This window comes from Saccharomonospora azurea NA-128 (genome assembly GCF_000231055.2).
In the GTDB taxonomy this organism is placed as follows: domain Bacteria; phylum Actinomycetota; class Actinomycetes; order Mycobacteriales; family Pseudonocardiaceae; genus Saccharomonospora; species Saccharomonospora azurea.
Map to the genome: position 1 here is coordinate 367,811 of NZ_CM001466.1, position 17,146 is coordinate 384,956.

A 17,146-nucleotide genomic window follows, 5' to 3' on the forward strand; every position below is an offset into this window, starting at 1 on the left:
TGGCGGAGGCCGCGCGCCGCGTCGACGCCGACCCCGGTGCGGAGGAGACCCGGCGCTGGGCGTGGCGGGCGAAACTGCTCGCCGGTGACACGGCCGCGCAGGTCGCGACGAGCATGCTGGAGGCGGCGGGCACGTCGGCCACGCGCCGCGGTCACGCCCTCGAACGGATCTACCGCGACGCCCGCTGCGGCGCGCTGCAACCGCCGACATCCGACGTCTGCGCCGACTGGCTCGGCGTCGCCGCGCTGGACGGCGATCCGGACCGGGACACGGCAGTTCCCCGATGGTGACGGCCGCCCGCGTCACCGGGTTCGGGAACGCGACACCCGAGTGCGTCGAGCAGGAAGCGCTCTGGGAGGGCTTCTTCGCCCGGCACTTCGCGGGCGCGCGAGCGGCGGGGCGGGTGTTCCGATCCGCTCGGGTGCGGCGACGGCACGCCGCCGTGAACCCGCTGGTCGAGGACGTGTCGACGTGGTCCACCGGGGCGCGGATGCGGCGCTACGCGCAGGAAGCGCGTCCGCTGGGGCTGGGCGCCGTGTCCGCCGCGCTCGCCGACAGCGGGCTCGCCGCCGAGGACGTCGGCCTGCTCGCGGTCGCCTCCTGCACCGGCTACACGACTCCTGGGCTGGACATCCTCGTCACCGCCGAGCTCGGGATGCCACTCGACGTGCAGCGGCTGGCGATCGGCCACATGGGCTGCTACGCGGCGATCCCCGGGCTGGGTGCCGTCTCGGACTTCGTGGTGGCGCGGGAGAAGGCGGCGGTGCTGCTGTGTCTGGAACTGACCTCGCTGCACCTGCAACCGCCCGTCGAAGACCTCGACCAGGCGGTGGCGCACTCCCTGTTCAGTGACGCGGCGGCCGCGGTGGTCGTGCAGCCGGGACGCGGCGACGGCGGGCTCGCGATCGTGGACGTCGCGGCGCTGACGGATCCGGCGGGTGCCGACCACATGACCTGGGATGTCACCGACCTCGGATTCCGCATGGGCCTCTCGCCGCGCGTGCCCGACGTGCTGGCGCACCACGTCGGCCCGATGATCACGGAACTGCTCGGGCGGCACGGTCTCACCACGGCGGACGTCGACGCGTGGGCGGTGCACCCCGGGGGCCCGCGCATCCTCGACGCGGTGGGCGAGGGGCTGGCACTGCCCGAGGAGGCTCTTTCCGCGTCGCGGCACGTGCTGGCCGAGCACGGCAACTGCTCGTCGGCCACCGTGCTGCTCGTGCTGGAGGCGCTCCGCCACGGAGGGCGGCCTCGCGCGGGCCGGTACGCGGTCGCGATGGCGTTCGGTCCTGGCCTGACGCTCTACGCCGCCCTGCTGCGGGCGTGCTGATATGGCGGGTCGTGTGCAGTCGTTGACCGAGGGCAACGTGTGTTCGGGTTCACCGCTCTGGACCCGATCGTTTTCTTGAATCATTCCAGAAAAGTTGCCAACCTGGACTCATGCGACCCTCCCACCACGACTTGCTCCGCGACGCCGGACTGCGGGTGACCGCGGCCCGGTTGGCAGTGCTGGACGTGGTCGAAGGCCGTCCCCACGCCGACGCGGACACCGTTCGCGCCCGGGTGGTGGATCGGCTGGGGACGGTGTCGACGCAGGCGGTCTACGACATCCTGCACACCCTCACCGACGCGGGAATCCTCCGGCGCACCGAGCCCGCGGGCTCGCCCAGCCGGTACGAGATCGCCAGAGGCGACAACCATCACCACCTCGTGTGTCGATCGTGCGGCGACGTCGTCGACGTGCCCTGTGCCGTCGGCGAGGCCCCGTGCCTGCACGCGAGTGACGACCGCGGCTACCTCATCGACTCGGCCGAGGTCATCTACTGGGGCTACTGCCCCTCCTGTCAGTCCCACTCTTCTTCGTGAAGGAGAACGCATGACCGACCCCACGAGCACCCCGATCAACGAGACGCCGTCGACGCGCGAGAACGGCGCCCCCGCCGGCAGCGACCGCAACTCGCTGAGCGTGGGCAGCAACGGCCCGCTGCTCCTGCACGACGTCCGTCTCGTCGAGACGCTCGCGCACTTCAACCGGGAGCGGGTGCCGGAGCGCAACCCGCACGCCAAGGGCGCCGGTGCGTTCGGCGTCTTCGAGACCACCGAGGACGTCTCCCGGTACACGAAGGCCGCGCTGTTCCAGAAGGGCGCCAAGACCGAGATGCTCGCCCGGTTCTCCACTGTGGCCGGTGAGCAGGGCTCGCCCGACACCTGGCGCGACGTACGCGGGTTCTCGCTGAAGTTCTACACCAGCGAGGGCAACTACGACCTCGTCGGCAACAACACCCCGGTGTTCTTCGTGCGTGACCCGATGAAGTTCCCGCACTTCATCCGCTCGCAGAAGCGCACGCCCGGCACCGGCCTGCGCGACGCGACCATGCAGTGGGACTTCTGGACGCTGAATCCCGAGTCGGCGCACCAGGTGACCTACCTGATGGGCGACCGCGGTCTGCCGCGCACGTGGCGGCACATGAACGGCTACGGCTCCCACACCTACATGTGGATCAACGCCGAGGGCGAGAAGTTCTGGGTCAAGTACCACTTCAAGTCCCACCAGGGCGTCGAGTCGCTGTCCAACGAGGAGGCCGAGCGCCTCGCCGGTCAGGACGCCGAGTTCCACCGGCGTGACCTCGCCGAGGCGATCGAGCGCGGCGAGTACCCGAGCTGGACGCTGTACGTGCAGGTGATGCCGTACGAGGACGCGAAGAACTACCGGTTCAACCCGTTCGACCTGACCAAGGTGTGGCCGCACGCGGACTACCCGCTCATCAAGGTCGGCACCATGACGCTGAACCGGAACCCGGAGAACTTCTTCGCCGAGATCGAGCAGGCCGCGTTCGCGCCGTCGAACCTCGTGCCCGGCATCGGTGTGTCGCCGGACAAGATGCTGCTCGGCCGCACCTTCGCCTACGCCGACGCCCAGCGCGCCCGCATCGGCACGAACTACTTCCAGCTCCCGGTCAACCGGCCGAAGGTGAAGACCAACTCCTACACCTTCGACGGCAACATGACCTTCGAGCACTCGGGCACGGCCCCGGTCTACGCGCCGAACTCCTTCGATCGGCAGTGGGCAGACGAGACCGGCCCGGTGGACGACGGCTGGGAGTCCGACGGCGAGATGGTGCGCAGCGCCTACGAGTTGCACCCGGAGGACGACGACTTCTCCCAGGCGGGCACGCTCGTGCGTGAGGTGTTCGACGACGCCCAGCGCGACCGGCTCGTCGACACCGTGTCGGGCGCTCTGTCCGGTGTGAAGGAGCCCGTGCTGTCGCGGGCCTTCCAGTACTGGCGCAACGTCGACGCGAACATCGGTGAGCGCATCGAGAAGGCGCACTCCGAGAAGCAGTGAGTCGCGGCTGACGACGAACGTGAGGGCCCGACCGTCCTGCCGAGCGCGGGGCGGTCGGGCCTTTCGCATGTCGGGGTCAGCTGGGACGGGCTTCGGCGTGGGTGCGGGCCAGGGCCCGGTAGCCGTCCGCGTTCGCGCGAATCGCGGCCTGCTCGTCCGGGGTCACGGAGCGCCGCACCTTCGCCGGGACACCCGCGACGAGCGAGCCCGGCGGGATCTCGGTGCCTTCGAGGACGACGGCCCCGGCGGCGACCAGTGTCCCCGCGCCGATCGTGGCGCCGTTCAGGATGGTCGCGCTCATGCCGATGAGGCAGTCGTCGCCGATGTCGCACCCGTGCAGCACGGCGCGGTGCCCCACGCTCACCCCCGAGCCGACGGTCACCGGGAAACCCGGGTCGGCGTGGACGATGGTGCCGTCCTGAAGGTTGCTGCCCTCGCCGATCGTGATGCTGTCCATGTCGCCGCGCAACACGGCGGTGTACCAGACGCTGGCGTCCGCCGCGACGCTCACCGCTCCGGCGAGGACCGCCGTCGGTGCGATCCAGGCTCCGGCATCGACCGACGGCTGCTTGCCGTCCACGATCAGTGTGGTCTGTTCGTTGTGCATCAGGTGTCCTTTCCGGTCTCGCTCACATGGTCGTAGCCGATGACGAGCATGGGGCAGCGAGCATGCCGCGTGCGAGCGGACCGGCGCGGTGCCGATCGCAGACGGATCGTCCCGCGCCGCGTCGACCCGGGGCGATCCGTCGGATCAGGATCAGTGGGAGGCCGGGACCTGCTCCTGGGCGGGCTTGGCCGTGATCGCCTGGTCGACGCTGTAGCGGCCACCGTTGAGGCCGAGTGCCAGTGCGGTGGCGGCCAGCAGGAGGACGAGTTCGATCCCGCCGCCGGAGGCGAAGAAGCCCTGGCCCAGATGCACCATGAACAACGCGCCCAGCATCACGGCGGCGAGGAGCACTCCGGCCACCGGCAGCGCCACGCCGATCAGCAGTGCCGCGCCGCCGACGATCTCGACGAGGGCGGCGATCCAGGCCGACACTCCGGGCAGCGGAACGCCCATCTGCTCGAACGAGGCGGCAGTGCCGTCGATGCCCCATTCGAGGAACTTCTGCAGGCCGTGGGCGACGGTCTGGGCACGGTCGTGCGGGCCCTGCGCGCGGAGCGGGCCGACTGACAGCCGGGGAGTCTCAGCGGCCGTGGCGCAGCGACGTGTCCAGCCCGCGAAGCAGCTCCGCCACCCGCCCGCCACCGGACGGGGCGGGCGGGTAACGCCGCAGGACGTCCACCACCGCCGGGGTCACGAGAACACGGGTTTGCTCGACGTGGTGGGCGCCGACGGCCGGATCACCACCCGCGGCGAGCTCGAACGCTCGCGCCGTGTGGGCGGCCGACCCGAGGATGTGCTTGACCTGCGTGGCCTTGGCCAGCGGGTGGAGGAACGCCGCACCGGCCGCGGCCATGGCGGCGCGGGCGGCCTCGCTCGCCGCGAGACGTTCCGCGTCGCGGGCCTCCCGAGCCGCCCGCAGTGCCGCCCACGCGCCGTCCCGCAGAGCCTTGGACCGCCGGGCCCCGTCCGCGAACGACCGCGCGGCCTCGATCGCGGTTCGAGGACGGGCGTCGTCCGGTCGGTCGCGCTCGAAGAGGTCCAGTGCAGGCCGCGCGCACGCCACCGCGAAGCCCGTCACCGCGCGGAGGTCGGTCAGGTCGAGCTCGACGGTCGAGGAGTCGTCCGGCATGGCGACATCCTCGCGCAAGCGTGCCGAGCTACCAGGAATAGACCTCGCGAACCGGCGGTTGCTGCCGATATGTCCTCTCCCCTTCGTGTCGATGTCTGGTCGGACATCGCGTGCCCGTGGTGCTACATCGGCAAGCGACGCTTCGAAGCCGCCCTGGACGTGTTCGGCGACACGGCGGAGGTCACGGTGACCTACCGCAGCTTCGAGCTCGCACCCGACACCCCGGTGGACTTCGACGGCAGTGAGGTCGACTTCCTCGCCGAGCACAAGGGCATGCCGGTGGAGCAGGTCGAGCAGATGCTGCAGCAGGTCACGGCCATCGCCGCGTCGGTCGGCCTCCGGTACGACTTCGACGCGCTGCGCCACACCCGCACACTGCTCGCCCACCAGGCCCTCCACCACGCCAAGGCACACGGCAAGCAGCTCGAACTCGTGGAGCGGCTGTTCCGGGCCTACTTCACCGAGGGACGGCACCTGGGTCGGGCCGAGGAGCTCGCCGGTCTCGCCGCAGAGGTCGGCCTCGACCCCGACGAGACACTGCGAGTACTGAAGGACGACCTCTACGCGGGCGCCGTGCAGAGCGAGCTCCGGCAGGCCCGGCAGTTCGGTGTCCAGGGCGTGCCGTTCTTCGTGTTCAACGATCGGTACGCCGTCTCCGGCGCGCAGGATCCCGAGGTGTTCCTCCGGGCACTGCGCCACGTGTCGAGCGAGGGGGAGTCGTGACGGAGCATTCGACGCCCGAGCGCGGCGGATTCACGATGCTCGGGGACAGCGAGGTCGAGATCTGCGTCGACGGCGTGTGTTCCCTGCCGCCGGTCGGCTCCGGCAACCACCAGGACATGGTGGACACTGTGGACACTGTGGACACTGTGGATATTGCCGGCGAACGGGAGCGGTAACGCTCTCGTCGACCACCCGACGGCGGTCACCTGCCGCTATGGTCGGACCACCGAGCGCGCCCGGAGCACCGGGCCGAGTGGAAGGTGGTGAGCAGGCGATGGCCGACGCGGAACTGTGTCTGCTGTCCGCGACCGAGTTGACCAGGTTGCTGCGGCGGCGCGAGGTGTCGGCCCGGGAGGTGCTGGCGGCCCACCTGCGGCGCATCGAGGAGCTCAACCCGCAGATCAACGCGATCGTGACGCTGGCGGCCGACCACGCGGAACGCGCCGCGGCGGCGGCGGACGAGGCGATCGTGTCCCGCGGACCGCTGGGGCCGCTGCACGGGCTTCCGGTCGCCCACAAGGACCTGACCGAGACCAAGGGCATCCGCACGACGTACGGCTCACCGGCTCGGGCGGACCACGTTCCCGACGTCGACAGCGTCGTGGTGGAGAACCTGACCCGCGCCGGTGCCGTGACGGTGGGCAAGACCAACACACCGGAGTGGGGCACCGGTGCGCAGACGTACAACGCCGTGTTCGGCGCCACGCGCAACCCCTACGACCTGACGAAGACCGCGGGCGGCAGCAGCGGCGGCGCGGCGGCCGCGCTGGCGGCCCGGCTCGTTCCCCTGGCCGACGGCACCGATTTGGGCGGCTCGCTACGCATTCCCGCGAGCTTCTGCAACGTGGTGGGCCTGCGGCCGTCGGTGGGGCGCGTGCCGGTGTGGCCGAGCGCCGATCCCTTCTTCACCTTCTCCGTGGCCGGGCCGATGGCGCGCACCACCGCCGACGTGGCCCTGATGATGCGGGCGCTGGGCCGTCCGGACCCGCGGTCGCCACTGTCGCATCACGTTCCGGCGGAACGGTTCGCCGACCCACTGGAGCGGGACTTCACCGGCACGCCGATCGCGTGGAGCCCCGACCTGGGCGGGCTTCCGGTGGACGAGCGGGTCGCGCGGGCGATGGCTCCCGCCCGTGACGTGCTCGCCGGACTGGGCGCGCGGGTCGTCGACCGCGACCCGGACCTGACGGGCGCCGACGAGGTGTTCCTGACCTGGCGCGCCTGGTACTACGTGCTGACGCTCGACGAGCTCTACACCGACCAGCCGGAGTCGGTCGGCGCGAGCACGGCGTGGAACATCGAGGTCGGACGGAAGGTCACCGCCGCCGATCTGGTCCGTGCGCAACGGCTCCGCACGGCGCTCTACCACCGCATGCGCGAGTTCCTGGAGGACCACGAGTTCCTGGTGACGCTGGTGTCGCCCGTGCCGCCCTTCGACGTCGACTCGCCGTATCCGGACAGCGTGGCCGGCAGTACCAGCGAGAGTTACCTGGACTGGCTGCGGTCCTGTTACCGGATCTCCGCGACCGGGCTGCCCGCGGCGTCGGTGCCGTTCGGGTTCACTCCCGAAGGGCACCCGGTGGGCGTGCAGGTGGTGGGCCGCCCCGGCGACGACGTCGGGGTCCTGCAGCTCGCCCACGCGATCGAGACCACCACGGGCACGGGTCGGCGGCTTCCCGGCCTCACCGCGAGCGGCGTCGCCGACGACGCCTGACGGACGCCGTCCGGAGCGGGATCGACACGCACCGTCGCTGGCTATTCTCGGCGACGTGACCGACTCGACCGCACACCGTCGTTCACCTTCCGGCAACTGTCCGCGTTCGTGGCCGTCGCCGAGACCGGAACGATCAGTGCGGCGGCGTCGCAGCTGATGCTCTCGCCCTCGGCCGTGTCGCTGGCGATCAGCGACCTGGGAGTCCAGCTCACGCCGACGGGCCAGGCCATGCTAGCCCGGGCGCGTGTGCTCCTGCAGCAGCCGTCCGAGATGGAGGCGGAGTCGATCGACGCCAGCGGTGAACTGTCGGGGCCGCTGTCGATCGGGTGTTACCCGACCGTCGGGCCCACCGTGTTGCCGCCGCTGCTCGCACGGTTCACCGACCGGTATCCCGCCGTCACGATCCGGTTCCACGAGGCCACGGCCGACGAACTGGCGATCAAACTGGACAGCGGCGAGCTGGACACGGTCATCGTCTACGATCTCGACATCCCGCCCACCTGGCAGAGCGCGACCCTGCTGACCCGGCATCCCGCGCTGGTCGTCGCGCACGATCACCCGCTCGCCCGGGAGACGCGGCCGATCACGCTGGCGGAGGCCGCCGGCGAGCCCATGGTCCTCCTGGACACCGCACCCAGCGCGGCGCACGCCATGCGGATGTGTGCCGCAGCCGGGTTCACACCCACCATCGCCTACCGGACCGCCAACTACGAGACCGTCCGCGCGTTCGTGGGCTGGGACTCGGCTGGACGATCATGCTGCAGCGGCCGCTGCCCGAGACCTACGGGGGACTCGGGGTGGTGGCGCGCCCGATCGGCGACCCGGTCGCCGAGCCGGTGCGGCTGCTCATCGCGTGGAAGAAGGGCGCGCTGCTCAGCCGAGCCACCCGCGAGTTCATCCGGTTCGCCGTCGACCGCTACGCCACCGACGACGCCGACCAGCGATCCTGAGCCCCGATCGGACGGCGTTCGCCGATCCGGCCTTGACCTCCAGTGCACTCGAAGGACGAGGGTGGCTCCATGACCACCACCCTCGGTTCCAGTGTGGAACAACTGATGACCCGGTTGACCGGCGATGAAAAACATTCGCACGCCGCCACGTCCACGTTGGATGTCCTGCGCGTCCTTTACGACCGCGTTCTGCGGCATCGCCCCGAGCGGCCGGACGATCCCGGCCGCGACCGCTTCTTCCTCAGCAAGGGCCATGGCCCGATGGCGTACTACGCCGTTCTTGCCTCGCACGGGTACTTCCCCGCCGACTGGCTCGACGACTTCGGCTCCTTCGACTCGCCGCTGGGACATCACCCCGACCGCAACCTCGTGCCGGGCGTGGAGATCTCGTCGGGCTCACTGGGGCACGGGTTGCCGCTCGCCGTCGGCGCCGCGCTGGGCTTGAGGATCCAACGCGGTGACGCCCGCGTGTTCGTGCTGGTGGGCGACGCCGAACTCGACGAGGGCTCCAACCACGAGGCCATCGAGTACGCAGCCGCGGCCGGGTTGGACAACCTCACGGTGATCGCCGTCGACAACCACTCGTCGTCGTACGCCGTGCGGGGGCGGATGGCGGAGCGGTTCGCGGTCAACGGCTGGCACGCCGTCACCGTCGACGGTCGCGACCACGCCGACATCGAACGCGCCTTGCGCCACGTGACCCCTCAGGTTCCGAACGCCGTCATCGCCCGAGTGGAGGACAAGTCATGAGCCCCCGCGAGCAGTTCGCCGCCACCTCGATCGCGCTGCTCGACGAGCGCGCCGACACGGCGCTGGTGTACGCCGAGATCTCCGGTCAGTACTTCGGTGACGCCGCCGAAGCCCACCCGGACCGGGTGATCAACGTCGGAATCCGCGAGCAACTCCTGGTCAGTGCCGCTGCCGGACTCTCCCTGACCGGCTTGCGGCCCCTCGCGCACACCTTCGGCGCCTTCCTGGTCGAACGGGCCTTCGAACAGGTCAAGCTCGACTTCGTGCACCAGGGGGTGGGCGGAGTGTTGGTCGGCTCCGGCGGCTCCTTCGACATCGCCGCCGGAGGCCGGACCCATCAGACTCCGGGAGACGTCGCACTGATCGACACCCTGCCCGGGGTGACGATCCACGCGCCGTCGACCACCGCCGAGGTCGATGCCGCGCTGCGGGCCGCCGCGGTGGGCGACGGCCTGCACTACGTCCGCGTCGTCGAGCAGACCAACCAAGAGTCGTTCCCCGTCACGCCGCGACTGCACGAGGTCAAACGCGGTGACCGCGCCGTGGTCGTCGCCTTGGGGCCCGTGCTGGACGACGTGCTGGCCGCGACCGCCGACCTCGACGTCACCGTGCTCTACAGCAGCCGGGTGCGGCCCTTCGACCACGCCACCCTGCGCGCCGCGCTGTCGGGAACCGACGTGGTCGTGGTGGAGCCGTGGCTGGAAGGGACGTCCGCGCACGTCATCTCCGATGCGCTGACCGACCGCCCCCACCGGCTGCTGTCCCTCGGGGTGCGGAGAGGGGAGGAGGTGCGCCGCTACGGCACACCCCGCGACCACGTGCGCGCCCACGGCCTGGACGCCCAGGGGATCCGAGGACGACTCGACGCCTAGCTGTCGTGAGGTGACCCGGCGGACCCGACGTGTGGTTCAGGAGGAGACCGGCGACGCGTCGGGTCGCGGGCTGCGAGGCTCGGAGGCCGTCAGGAACCAGTTCACCGCTCCGGCCGTGGCGACGATCGCCGCGGCCACGGCGGGCAGCATCAGCGCCACGGGGGTGCCGGCGTGTTCGGCGACCTCGCCGGTGACGGCCGAGCCCAGGGACTGGCCGACGATGACCCCCGACCCCAGCATCGTCATCACGGTCGCCGTGCGTCCGGCCGGACTGCGCGTGGCGCCGAAGCTGTACTGGGTGACCAGCGTCGGACCGATCCCGATCCCGAGCAACGCCAGCGCGCCGATCATCCCGGGGACGTCGTCCACGACGAACAGCAGCAGGCTCCCGGCGAGCAGGATCGCGGAGAACGTCGCCCACCGGGCCCGCAGCGAGAACGTGGTGGGCAGGAACGCGACGCCGAGCGCGAACGCGGCGGAGCCGATGCCCATGATGCCGTACAGGAGCCCGGCCTCCTCGGCGACGCCGCGGTCGGCCATGAACGAGGTGAGCGACGTGAGCATCGTGCCGAAGAAGGCACCGACGCCGAAGATGCCGGTCACCACGACGAGCAGGCGCGCGCGGAACAGTTCGCGTACCGGCGACGGTGCCGCGCCGCTCGGGCCGCGGGAGGCCGACACGAGACGGCCACTCGGGTGCAGGGCGAACGCGCCGACGAACAGCACCGTGAGCACGGCCGCCCCGGCCAGCGGGGCCCACGGCGCGAGCGCCGAGGCGAGCAGGCCGACGACGAACGGGCCGATCACGAACACGCACTCGTCGGCCGCGGACTCGTAGGCCATGGTCGACGACAGGGTCCGCGACCGGCGGTCGGGGGACATCCGCTCGGTGATGAGCGTGACCAGCCGCGACCGTGACATCGGCGCGACCTGCGGTGCCGTGGCGCCGATCCCGAACGCGACAGCCAGCACGGCGGCGTCCGGGGCGTCGCTGTAGGTCACCACGGCGAAGGCCACGAGCATCGCGGCGTTCGCGGCGGCGAGGGTGAGGAGCACCCGCCGCTGCCCGAAGCGGTCGGCGGCCGCTCCCAGGAGCGCGCCGAAGCAGGCGGTTCCCGCGCCGACGGCCGCCGAGTTCAGGCCACCGAGGGACATCGAACCGCGCGCGGAGACGACGACGGTGAGCACGCCGACGACCATCATGGCGAACGGCAGTCGGGCGACGAAGGCGATGACGAAGTAGGGCAGTCCCGCCGTGCGGAGCAGGCTCGGCGAGGGCGTGACCGGATCGATCGTCTGAGTCATAGGACACCTCCACGGATGCGGTGGTTGTGCCGCCGCTGTCCGTCGGGGCGCCGAGGACCGGTAGATGCACAAAACTCGAAGGGCCGCACTGGCGCGGCCAGCGGAACACTGTACTCGACGTGGTGGTCCGGAGTGCCGGCGGTGTCGGTGGTCCGGGCCGGTGCGGTGCGCGACCGAGTCGCCCGAGGGCCCTCCGGTGCGTCGTCGCTCACGGCGGCATCGGTGGCTGGCCAGCGATGCGCAGTCCGTCGATCGGGCGCGTCCAGGTGTGCTCGCCGTCCATCACCGAGAGTGAGGACCGCGAGCATGCCCCCACGCTTCCGCCGCTCGTCTATTTCGCTCCGGACTACGACGAGTTCGCCCAGCAGGTCTGGGAGTTCGCCGCTCCTACGCCAACTTCTCCCTTTCCCAGCTGCTGTCCTTGTGTCAGGAAGGCGCGTGCGGCACCTGCGAGACCCGCATCCTGGCGCGGCGGGCCGATGACCACCGGGACTCGATCCTGACACTGGCCGAGCAGGCGGCGAACCGGACGATGATGGTCCCGCGCGGAAGAGGGTTGCGCGCGGCTGCTCCTTGACCACGAGGCCACGGTCGGTCGGGCGGGCCGGAGCGTGCGTTAGTCTCCGGCTCGCCCATGATCAACACTGTTTCTCTGGGGGACGTCCATTCGGTCGTTCATGTCGCCACGCGACACGAAGGCGGCCCGGCCGTCCGTCTCTACGAGAGCCTCGGCTTCACCGCACGCGGCGTCGCCCCGGTGCCTTCCGCCACCCCAACTCGGGTCGGTCTCCGCATCATGTGGCTCGACCTCACCCTGAGTAGTTAGCAGATTTACTAGATTCCGGGTTGTGTTGAGGGAAAGTCGCCGAGCGTGGCCGCATCTCCGGGTTTTCGCTGTTTCTGTATTGGCCGGAGCGTCGCCACTCCCTGTGTGCTGAGTAACATCCCGGGAAAGTAGTAAAAGCCTTTACTATGTGCCCATGTGGGTCGTTCGGGAGACTGGTGCGGGCGGCCCGCAGGACGACTTCCGAGGAGGCAGGTCATGGCGTACTACCGTCAGGTGGGTTACGTGCCGCCGAAGCGGCACACCCAGCACCGCGATGAGAACGGCAACCTCTACTACGAGGAGCTGATGGGCGAGGAGGGTTTCTCGTCCGACTCCTCGCTGCTGTATCACCGCCACATTCCGTCGGCGATCGTCGACTCCCAGGTGTGGGAGCTGCCCGACCAGACGACGACGCCGAACCACCCGCTGCGGCCGCGGCACCTGAATCTGCACGACCTGTTCCCCGGCGACAGCTGGAAGGACACCGACGTGGTCACCGGCCGTCGGCTGATCCTCGGCAACGCCGACGTGCGCATCTCCTACGTGGTGGCGGGCACCGAGTCGCCCCTGTACCGCAACGGCATCGGTGACGAGGTCGTCTACGTCGAGTCCGGTGACGCGATCGTGGAGACCGTGTTCGGCGCACTGAAGGCCACCACCGGCGACTACGTCGTGCTCCCGATGTCGACGACCCACCGGTGGATCCCGCAGGGCGACGAACCGCTGCGCGCCTACGCGATCGAGGCCAACAGCCACATCGCGCCGCCGAAGCGGTACCTGTCCCGGTACGGCCAGCTGCTGGAGCACGCGCCGTACTGCGAGCGCGACCTGCACGGCCCGACCGAGGTGCTGACGGCCGAGGGCACCGACGTCGAGGTGCTCCTCAAGCACCGCGGTCCCGGCGGCGTCGTGGGCACGCGCCTGGTGTACCCGAACCACCCGTTCGACGTGGTCGGCTGGGACGGCTGCCTCTACCCGTACACGTTCAGCATCCACGACTTCGAACCCATCACCGGCCGCGTGCACCAGCCGCCGCCCGTGCACCAGGTGTTCGAGGGCCACAACTTCGTGGTCTGCAACTTCGTGCCGCGCAAGGTGGACTACCACCCGCAGGCGATCCCGGTCCCGTACTACCACTCCAATGTGGACTCCGACGAGATCATGTTCTACTGCGGTGGCGACTACGAGGCGCGCAAGGGTTCGGGCATCAACCAGGGCTCCATCTCGATCCACCCCGGCGGGCACTCGCACGGCCCGCAGCCCGGTGCGTACGAGCGCAGCATCGGTGTGGAGTTCTTCGACGAGCTCGCCGTCATGGTCGACACCTTCCGTCCGCTGGAGCTCGGTGAGGGGGCGCTGGCCTGCGAGGACCCGAACTACGCCTGGACCTGGGCGGGACGGGGGCCGAAGCAGTGACCGCACTTCCCGCCTTCGCCCGTGGCCTGTGTGACGACGCGGCGATCTTCCCGCCCGGACTGGCGCCGCTGGCCGACGCCGTCCCCGCGCACGTGCGGCACGTCGGTGCCCCGTACGCCGAGCTGGTCGGTCCGCTGGTCGTCTCCGCCGCGGCCCTGGAGGAGCTGGCGGGGCTGGTGCCCGTCGAGGGCGGGCACCGCCTCGAACTCGCCGTGACGGTCCCCGAGGGACCGTCGGCCGTGCCCGGCGTGCTCACGACCGTGGCGGCGTTGCCGGTGGAGCTGCGCGCGCTGGAGGTGGCGGTGCCCGCGGATGTCACCGCCACCGCCCTGGTCGAGACGCTCGACGCGGCGGGCATCGACGACGCCGTGGAGGTGTTCGTCGAGGTGCCGCGCGACGAACGCAGGCCGGACATCATCGCCGCGCTGCCGTCGACCCGGTACAAGGCGAAGTTCCGCACCGGCGGGATCAAGGCGGAGCTGTACCCCGACGAGTCGGAGCTCGCCGCGGCGATCAAGGCCGTCGTGGACGCCGGAGTGCCGTACAAGGCCACCGCGGGTCTGCACCACGCCATCCGCAACACCGATCCGGAGACCGGCTTCGAACAGCACGGGTTCCTCAACCTGCTGCTGGCCACCGACGCCGCGGTGCGCGGAGCGGACGCCGACGAGCTGGTCCGCATCCTCGCCGAGCGCGACGGTTCCGCGATCGCCGAGCGCATCGCGGCCCTGCCCGAGCAGCGGGTCGCCGCCACCCGGGCGGCGTTCCGCTCGTTCGGGACGTGCAGCGTCAGCGACCCGCTCACCGAGATGATCGAACTCGGCCTCCTGCCGAACTCGGTGTCGCCCACCTACGAAAGGACTGTATGACCGCCATCGAGATCCCCGACGGTTCGCTGTTCGGGCTCAACAACCTGCCCTACGGCGTCTTCTCGACCCCCGGCACCGCTCCGCGCGTCGGTGTCCGGGTCGGTGACTCCGTCGTCGACCTCGCCGCGACGCTCGGCGACGACGTGTTCGCCCAGCCGACGCTGAACGCCTTCATGGCGCAGGGCCACCAGCGGTGGGTCGAGGTGCGCGAGCGGATCACCGAGCTCGTCTCGGGTGACGTTCCCGAGGCGGCCGTGCACTCGGTGGACGAGGTGACGCTGCACCTGCCGGTGGAGGTCGGCGACTACGTCGACTTCTACGCCTCCGAGCACCACGCCAGCAACCTCGGCAGGCTGTTCCGGCCCAACGCGGCGCCGCTGATGCCGAACTGGAAGCACCTTCCCGTCGGCTACCACGGGCGCGCGGGCAGCGTGATCCCGTCCGGCACCGACATCCTGCGGCCCTGCGGCCAGCGCAAGGCGCCCGACGAGGACGCCCCGACGTTCGGGGAGAGCAAGCGGCTGGACATCGAGGCCGAGCTGGGCTTCATCGTGGGCACCGGCTCGGAGCTCGGAAGCTCCGTGCCGACCGAGGAGTTCGCCGAGCGGGTGTTCGGCGTGGTCATCCTCAACGACTGGTCGGCCCGCGACATCCAGGCGTGGGAGTACGTTCCCCTCGGCCCGTTCCTCGGCAAGAGCTTCGCGACCTCCATCTCGCCGTGGGTGGTGCCGCTGCTCGCCCTGGAGGCGGCCCGGGTCGACACGCCGGAGCAGGACCCGGAGCCCCTGCCGTACCTGCGGGAGAGCTCGCCGTGGGGTCTGGACATCGACCTGGAGGTGGAGCTGAACGGCGAGGTCGTCAGCCGCCCGCCGTACCGGGAGATGTACTGGTCGCCCGCGCAGATGCTGGCGCACATGACGGTCAACGGCGCGTCCTCGCGCACGGGTGACCTGTTCGCCTCCGGCACGATCTCGGGCCCGGAGCGTGACCAGCGCGGAGCCTTCATCGAACTCACCTGGGGTGGCAAGGAGCCGCTGCAGGTGGGAGGTGAGGAGCGGACCTTCCTCCAGGACGGCGACGAGGTCGTGCTCAGGGCCACTGCTCCCGGAGTGGGAGGCGGACGGATAAGTTTCGGTGAGGTGCGAACGCGCATCTTGCCGGCGAAGGGAACCGAGAAGTGAAGGACAAGGTGGTCGCGACCGCGCTCGACGCGGTCTCGGACATCCCTAGCGGTGCGTCGCTGGCGGTCGGCGGTTTCGGGTTGTGCGGAATCCCGGACACGCTGATCGCTGCTCTCGCGGACGGCGAGGCGACCGATCTGGAAGTGTTCTCCAACAACTGCGGTGTCGACGGGCAAGGGCTCGGGGTGTTGCTGGGGGCAGGGCGAATCCGCCGGGTCACCGCATCGTACGTGGGGGAGAACAAGGAGTTCGCCCGCCAGTATCTGTCGGGTGAGCTGGAGGTGGAGCTGACCCCGCAGGGCACGCTCGCGGAACGGCTGCGCGCGGGTGGCGCGGGCATTCCCGCGTTCTACACGCCCGCGGGCGTCGGGACTCCCATCGGCGACGGCGGTCTGCCGTGGCGCTACGACGCCCAGGGCAACGTCACCGTGGCTTCGCCGCCGAAGGAGGTGCGGGAGTTCAACGGCAAGCGGTACGTCCTGGAGGAGTCGATCGTCGCCGACTTCGCGTTGGTCCACGCGGAGGTCGGCGACACGCACGGGAACCTCGTGTTCAACAAGACCGCGATGAACTTCAACCCCCTCGCGGCCATGGCGGGGCGGGTCACCATCGCGGAGGTGGAGCGGCTGGTGGAGCCGGGCGAGTTGGATCCGGCGCAGGTGCACCTGCCCGGTGTGTTCGTCCAGCGCATCGTCGACGCCGGACCGCAGGACAAGAGGATCGAGAAGCGCACCGTGCGTCAGGAGGGCGCGTAGCCATGACCACCGACACGACAGCTCCCGCTGCAACGGCCGTCGCGGGCTGGTCCCGTCAGGACATGGCCGCGAGGGCCGCGAAGGAACTCAACCCGGGTGAGTACGTCAACCTCGGGATCGGGCTGCCCACGCTCATTCCCAACTACCTGCCCGAGGGCGTGGACGTGGTGCTGCACAGCGAGAACGGCATCCTGGGCACGGGACCGTACCCGCTGGAGGACGAGGTCGACCCGGACCTGATCAACGCCGGGAAGGAGACGGTGACCGTGAACCCGGGCGCCGCCTACTTCGACTCGGCCCTGTCGTTCGGCATGATCCGCGGTGGCCACATCGACACGGCGGTGCTGGGCGGCATGCAGGTGTCCGTCACCGGTGACCTGGCGAACTGGATGGTGCCGGGCAAGATGGTGAAGGGCATGGGCGGTGCGATGGACCTCGTGCACGGCGCCCGCCGGGTGATCGTGCTGATGGAGCACACCGCGAAGGACGGCAGCCCGAAGATCCTCGAGAAGTGCACGCTCCCGCTCACGGGCGAGGGCGTCGTGCAGCGGATCATCACCAACCTGGCCGTCCTCGACGTTCAGGACCGCCCCGAGGGTGGTCTGGTGCTCCGGGAACTGGCTCCCGGAGTGACCGCCGAGCAGGTGGTCGCCGCGACCGGAGCGCCGGTCACGGTCTGATCCACCTCGACGACGACGAA

At 70.5% G+C, this 17,146-nt stretch carries 20 protein-coding genes and 1 pseudogene; 17 read left to right on the forward strand and 4 right to left on the reverse strand.

What is annotated here, in order from left to right; all coding sequences use genetic code 11:
- The 4 genes from SACAZDRAFT_RS22205 to SACAZDRAFT_RS01730 all read left to right on the forward strand — a co-directional run.
- On the forward strand, positions 1 to 290 hold a 290-nt coding region (locus tag SACAZDRAFT_RS22205), incomplete at its 5' end, for an acyl-CoA dehydrogenase family protein (RefSeq protein ID WP_005438067.1).
- Positions 284 to 1,333 (forward strand): type III polyketide synthase, encoded by a 1,050-nt coding sequence (locus SACAZDRAFT_RS01720; protein ID WP_005438068.1) that lies wholly within the window; start codon positions 284 to 286, stop codon positions 1,331 to 1,333. The genes SACAZDRAFT_RS22205 and SACAZDRAFT_RS01720, both read left to right, overlap by 7 nt.
- A 110-nt stretch (positions 1,334 to 1,443) precedes the next feature.
- Positions 1,444 to 1,869 carry a Fur family transcriptional regulator gene (locus SACAZDRAFT_RS01725; RefSeq protein WP_005438069.1) on the forward strand — a complete coding sequence of 142 codons (426 nt, stop codon included), beginning with the start codon at positions 1,444 to 1,446 and terminating at the stop codon, positions 1,867 to 1,869.
- Between the two features lie 10 nt (positions 1,870 to 1,879).
- Complete coding sequence (locus tag SACAZDRAFT_RS01730) at positions 1,880 to 3,349, forward strand: catalase (protein ID WP_005438070.1); 1,470 nt, start codon at positions 1,880 to 1,882, stop codon at positions 3,347 to 3,349.
- Positions 3,350 to 3,425: 76 nt separating this feature from the next.
- Here SACAZDRAFT_RS01730 and SACAZDRAFT_RS01735 read toward each other — a convergent pair whose 3' ends face one another.
- The 3 genes from SACAZDRAFT_RS01735 to SACAZDRAFT_RS01745 form a co-directional block, all read right to left on the reverse strand.
- Entirely contained in the window at positions 3,426 to 3,956 is a 531-nt protein-coding gene (locus SACAZDRAFT_RS01735; protein ID WP_005438071.1) for a gamma carbonic anhydrase family protein, read from the reverse strand.
- 150 nt (positions 3,957 to 4,106) lie between these two features.
- Positions 4,107 to 4,526, reverse strand: a complete 420-nt coding sequence (locus SACAZDRAFT_RS01740) for a DoxX family protein (RefSeq protein WP_050983492.1) — start codon at positions 4,524 to 4,526, stop codon at positions 4,107 to 4,109.
- 10 nt (positions 4,527 to 4,536) lie between these two features.
- Positions 4,537 to 5,085: a putative immunity protein gene (locus tag SACAZDRAFT_RS01745; protein ID WP_005438073.1), complete on the reverse strand. Its 549-nt coding sequence runs from the start codon at positions 5,083 to 5,085 to the stop codon at positions 4,537 to 4,539.
- Positions 5,086 to 5,154: 69 nt separating this feature from the next.
- Between SACAZDRAFT_RS01745 and SACAZDRAFT_RS01750 the strand changes: the two genes are divergently transcribed.
- The 7 genes and pseudogenes from SACAZDRAFT_RS01750 (at position 5,155) to SACAZDRAFT_RS01775 (ending at position 10,094) form a co-directional block, all read left to right on the forward strand.
- Positions 5,155 to 5,808: a DsbA family oxidoreductase gene (locus SACAZDRAFT_RS01750; protein WP_005438074.1), complete on the forward strand. Its 654-nt coding sequence runs from the start codon at positions 5,155 to 5,157 to the stop codon at positions 5,806 to 5,808.
- Complete coding sequence (locus SACAZDRAFT_RS01755; protein ID WP_005438075.1) at positions 5,805 to 5,984, forward strand: hypothetical protein; 180 nt, start codon at positions 5,805 to 5,807, stop codon at positions 5,982 to 5,984. Before SACAZDRAFT_RS01750 ends, SACAZDRAFT_RS01755 begins: the two co-directional genes overlap by 4 nt.
- 98 nt (positions 5,985 to 6,082) lie before the next feature.
- Positions 6,083 to 7,522: an amidase gene (locus tag SACAZDRAFT_RS01760; RefSeq protein WP_005438076.1), complete on the forward strand. Its 1,440-nt coding sequence runs from the start codon at positions 6,083 to 6,085 to the stop codon at positions 7,520 to 7,522.
- Positions 7,523 to 7,630: 108 nt separating this feature from the next.
- A pseudogene (locus SACAZDRAFT_RS01765) lies at positions 7,631 to 8,194 on the forward strand (LysR family transcriptional regulator); the annotation flags it as partial.
- 83 nt (positions 8,195 to 8,277) lie between these two features.
- Complete coding sequence (locus SACAZDRAFT_RS23545) at positions 8,278 to 8,472, forward strand: type 2 periplasmic-binding domain-containing protein (protein ID WP_232286446.1); 195 nt, start codon at positions 8,278 to 8,280, stop codon at positions 8,470 to 8,472.
- 69 nt (positions 8,473 to 8,541) lie between these two features.
- A complete protein-coding gene (locus tag SACAZDRAFT_RS01770) occupies positions 8,542 to 9,222 on the forward strand; it encodes a thiamine pyrophosphate-dependent enzyme (protein WP_005438077.1) in 681 nt (226 codons plus the stop codon).
- Positions 9,219 to 10,094, forward strand: a complete 876-nt coding sequence (locus SACAZDRAFT_RS01775) for a transketolase family protein (protein WP_005438078.1) — start codon at positions 9,219 to 9,221, stop codon at positions 10,092 to 10,094. The genes SACAZDRAFT_RS01770 and SACAZDRAFT_RS01775 overlap by 4 nt, the downstream gene beginning before the upstream one ends.
- A gap of 36 nt (positions 10,095 to 10,130) precedes the next feature.
- Here SACAZDRAFT_RS01775 and SACAZDRAFT_RS01780 read toward each other — a convergent pair whose 3' ends face one another.
- Positions 10,131 to 11,399 (reverse strand): MFS transporter, encoded by a 1,269-nt coding sequence (locus tag SACAZDRAFT_RS01780; protein ID WP_005438080.1) that lies wholly within the window; start codon positions 11,397 to 11,399, stop codon positions 10,131 to 10,133.
- Positions 11,400 to 11,820: 421 nt separating this feature from the next.
- Between SACAZDRAFT_RS01780 and SACAZDRAFT_RS24045 the strand changes: the two genes are divergently transcribed.
- From SACAZDRAFT_RS24045 to SACAZDRAFT_RS01805, 6 genes are all read left to right on the forward strand, one after another.
- Positions 11,821 to 11,976, forward strand: coding sequence for a 2Fe-2S iron-sulfur cluster-binding protein (locus tag SACAZDRAFT_RS24045; protein WP_332307664.1), 156 nt, complete (start codon positions 11,821 to 11,823; stop codon positions 11,974 to 11,976).
- Between the two features lie 465 nt (positions 11,977 to 12,441).
- Positions 12,442 to 13,641 (forward strand): homogentisate 1,2-dioxygenase, encoded by a 1,200-nt coding sequence (locus tag SACAZDRAFT_RS01785; protein ID WP_005438081.1) that lies wholly within the window; start codon positions 12,442 to 12,444, stop codon positions 13,639 to 13,641.
- Positions 13,638 to 14,510, forward strand: coding sequence for a hypothetical protein (locus SACAZDRAFT_RS01790; RefSeq protein ID WP_005438082.1), 873 nt, complete (start codon positions 13,638 to 13,640; stop codon positions 14,508 to 14,510). Before SACAZDRAFT_RS01785 ends, SACAZDRAFT_RS01790 begins: the two co-directional genes overlap by 4 nt.
- A complete protein-coding gene (fahA, locus tag SACAZDRAFT_RS01795; protein WP_005438083.1) occupies positions 14,507 to 15,691 on the forward strand; it encodes a fumarylacetoacetase in 1,185 nt (394 codons plus the stop codon). Before SACAZDRAFT_RS01790 ends, fahA begins: the two co-directional genes overlap by 4 nt.
- Positions 15,688 to 16,446 carry a CoA transferase subunit A gene (locus SACAZDRAFT_RS01800; protein ID WP_005438084.1) on the forward strand — a complete coding sequence of 253 codons (759 nt, stop codon included), beginning with the start codon at positions 15,688 to 15,690 and terminating at the stop codon, positions 16,444 to 16,446. The genes fahA and SACAZDRAFT_RS01800 overlap by 4 nt, the downstream gene beginning before the upstream one ends.
- A gap of 2 nt (positions 16,447 to 16,448) precedes the next feature.
- Positions 16,449 to 17,126, forward strand: coding sequence for a CoA transferase subunit B (locus SACAZDRAFT_RS01805; protein ID WP_005438085.1), 678 nt, complete (start codon positions 16,449 to 16,451; stop codon positions 17,124 to 17,126).
- Positions 17,127 to 17,146: the final 20 nt, after the last annotated feature.